The following is a 3,357-nucleotide window of genomic DNA, read 5'->3' on the forward strand; positions in this document are numbered from 1 at the left end:
GCCGCCGTCGAGACGTGGCCGCCCGCCCGCGCCACGTGGAGGAGATGTGACCACCCAGGCCGGCACCCGCGTGCCCACCCCCGACACCGCCCGGCGCCCCGCGCGCTGGGTCCGCACCAGGCTGCGGGCGAACCCGCTGGCCGCGCTGCTCATGGCGGCCCTCGCGTTCGTCACCGTCTTCCTGGCGGCGGCCTTCCCCCTCGTCATGGACCGGGGCGCGGACACGGCGCTCCAGTCCTTCGTCAGCGAGAAGGGCGTCAACCCGACCAGCCTGCGGACCACCTCCAAGACGCGGGAGGACGACAGCATCGCCGAACTCGACCGGGTGCAGCGCCAGCTCGTCGAGCAGGTCGACGGGCGGCTGACGCTGTCCCCGTCGGGTCAGGCCTACGGCACCCGCGCCCTGGCCGACCGCTACATGACCAACCCGGGGTACGCCCACCTCTCGGACAAGGAGCCGTACCCGGCCCTCAGCCTGCTCTACCTGCACGACCTGGGCGCCCGGGCCACCCTCACCGAGGGCACCTGGCCGACCCCCGGCGCCGTCGGCGATCCGCTGCCGATCGTGGTCAGCAAGAAGGCCGCCGAGACCATCCGCATCAAGCTCGGTGACGTCATCGACAACGGCGACGAGGGCGCGGGCGTCCGGCGGACCACCGTGGTGGTCGGCCTCTACGAGGTCAACGACCCCCAGGACCCCTTCTGGGACGACCTCGGCTGCCCGGCCCGCGCCTGCCTGAACACCGACGCCGAGCACGAGCACTGGACGACCAGCGGGTTCGTCGACGGCGGCAGCCTGTCCGCGTTGGTCCACTGGGGTTCGAACGCCGAGAACTTCTGGCGGCTGCCCGTCGACCCCGCCTCGCTGCACGCCGACCAGCTCGACCGTACCCGCGGCGTCATCACCTCCTTCCTGACCGGGCACGACGCCACCGTTCTCCACGACGCGATCGGGCGCCCCGACCTGCACACCGTCTCCGGCCTGCGCGACGTCCTCACCAGGGCGGACGAGCGCTACCGGGCCTCGCTGCCGCTCAGCGTGATCGGACCGGTCGGCGTCGCGGGCGTCGCCACCGTGGTGCTGTTCCTGGCCGCCGCGCTCACCACCGACCGGCGCGCCGCCGAGATCCGGCTGCTCCGGGCCCGCGGCGGATCCGTCGCCGGGGTGCTGCGGCGGTTGATCGGCGAGGGGGCGGTCACCGTCCTGCCCGCCGCCGTGCTCGCCACGACGCTCGCCCTGGTGCTGCTGCCCACCCCCCGGTGGGACCGCGCGGTGCTGGCGGCCCTGGTCGCGACCCTGATCGCCCTGCTGGGCTTCCCGGTCCGCGCGGCCCTGCTCTGGGTGCGGCGGCGGCCGGTCAGCGGCCGACGCCGACTGGTCGGCGAACTCGCCGTCCTAGCGGTCACCGCCGCGGCCGTCGCGGAGGTCCGGCGCCGGGGCGTCGGCCACCCCGGGGCCGGAGTGGACCCGCTGCTGGTCGCCGCGCCGCTGCTGCTCGCCGTCACCGGCGGACTGCTGCTGGCCAGGATCGAGCCGGTGGTGGTCGGCCGGCTGGCCGCCCTCGTCGGCCGGGGCCGCGGCCTGATCGGCTTCCTCGGCCTCTCCCGGGCCGCCCGCGACGCCTCGGGCCGCCGCAGGCCCTCCGTGCTGCCGCTGCTCGCCCTGCTGATCGCCGTCACCACGACCGGCTTCGGCGCCACCGTGCTCGACACCGTCGACGACGTGCGGACCCGCGCCGCGCGCATCACCACGGGCGGGGACATCGGCGTCTCCCTCCCGGACTACGCCACCCTGACCGAGCCGTTCACCAAGGCCGCGGCCGCCCTGCCGGGCGTCCGGACCTCGACCGGGGTCTGGATGGAGACCAAGGCCCGCGTCTTCGGCGGCGACCAGGACTACACCGAGGCCAACCTGGTGGTGGTGACCGATCCGACGGCGTACGCCGAGATCGCCCGGGCCCTCGGGGTCGGCGAGTTCGACCCGGCGAAGCTGGCCGGGACGCCAGGCGGCCGGGACACCCCGGTGCCCGCCCTGGTCAGCCGCGACCTGGCCCAGCACCTGGCCGCAGGGCCGTCCCGGGTGCGCACCCTCAACGGCAACGACCTGCGCCTCACCGTCGCCGACACCGTCGGCGCCACCCCCGCGCTGCCGGACCCGGGCAAGCCGTTCGTCGTCGTCCCCGCCGGCCCCACCTGGGAACGACTGCCGGACGCCAAGCGGGTGAACCAGTGGTTCGCCGTCGGCGACATCGACCCCGACCAGGTCAGGACGGCCCTGCGGGACAACGGCGGAGCCAGGCCCGTCGGTCTGGCCAAGCTCATCGCGGACGGCTCCACGGCCACCGGCAAGGACACCCACGGCCTGCCCGCCGGGTACACGGTGCACAGCAGCCGGGAGACCGCCGCCGCGCTCGGCGCCGACCCGCTGCAGCACGCCGCCGAGCGGCTGTTCTGGTACGCGGCCGCCGCCGGAGCCGGATTCGCCCTGCTCGCCGTCCTGCTGACGCTCTTCCGGGCCGCCCCCGACCGCACGGCGGTGCTCGCCCGGCTGCGCACCATGGGCCTGCGGCCCCGGGACGGGCTGGCGCTGATCATGACCGAGGCGCTGCCGCAGACCCTGGCGGCGGCCGTCGGCGGCGGCCTGGTCGCGCTGGCGGCGGTCGCCCTGCTGGGCGGCGCCTTCGACATCTCGACGCTGGTCGGCGCCAAGGTCGGGGACGTCATCACGCCCGTGCTGCTGCCGGTGCTGCTGCCCACCGCGGGCCTGGCCCTGCTGGTCGGCCTCGGGGTGGTGCTGGAGACGCTGGTCGCCGGCCGGCGCCAGATCGCCACCGAGCTGCGGGCGGGGGAGCAGGCCTGACGGCGGGACCGGCGCCGGGTAGCCCCGTCGTCGGCCCGTCACCCGGATCGGTCGGCCCGTCAGCCGGTCACTCGGCCCGTCACCCGGATCACTCGAAGAGGCGATTTCGGCGCGGTGACGCCATGGGGGCGCGGACCGGCGGTCGAGCCGGGCGGCGCCTTACCGGAGCGGCCCGAACGCCGGAGGAGTTCCGTGGACCGGTCGGTGACGATTCACCCGATGGGCTGACAGGGCACCGGCCCGGGGTGGCTCCGACCGGTATACGTGACGTCATCCATCGTTCGGAGAACCACCTGCGAGGGGCCCATGACCGATACGGCCGACACGTCGTCAAGGACGGCCGCCGAGAGGCTGCCGGCCGCCTACGCGCCCCGGGTGGCCCTGATCCGGGGCGCGATGGAGGCCGGGAACACGGCCCTCGCGACCCGCCTGGCCGAGGAGCTCCACCGGTACGTGGCCCTGGAGCGCGGCGCCCTGCACCCCGAGACGCTGCGGGC

2 protein-coding genes are annotated in these 3,357 nt (G+C 75.6%); both read left to right on the forward strand.

Annotated features, from left to right (window positions below):
* The first annotated feature begins 46 nt into the window (after nucleotides 1-46).
* Complete coding sequence (locus ACWDCZ_RS39590; protein ID WP_449818497.1) at nucleotides 47-2,860, forward strand: hypothetical protein; 2,814 nt, start codon at nucleotides 47-49, stop codon at nucleotides 2,858-2,860.
* A gap of 306 nt (nucleotides 2,861-3,166) precedes the next feature.
* A partial coding sequence (locus ACWDCZ_RS39595; RefSeq protein WP_449818498.1) for a hypothetical protein occupies nucleotides 3,167-3,357 on the forward strand: 191 nt, incomplete at its 3' end.

Source organism: Kitasatospora sp. NPDC001225 (assembly GCF_053597855.1).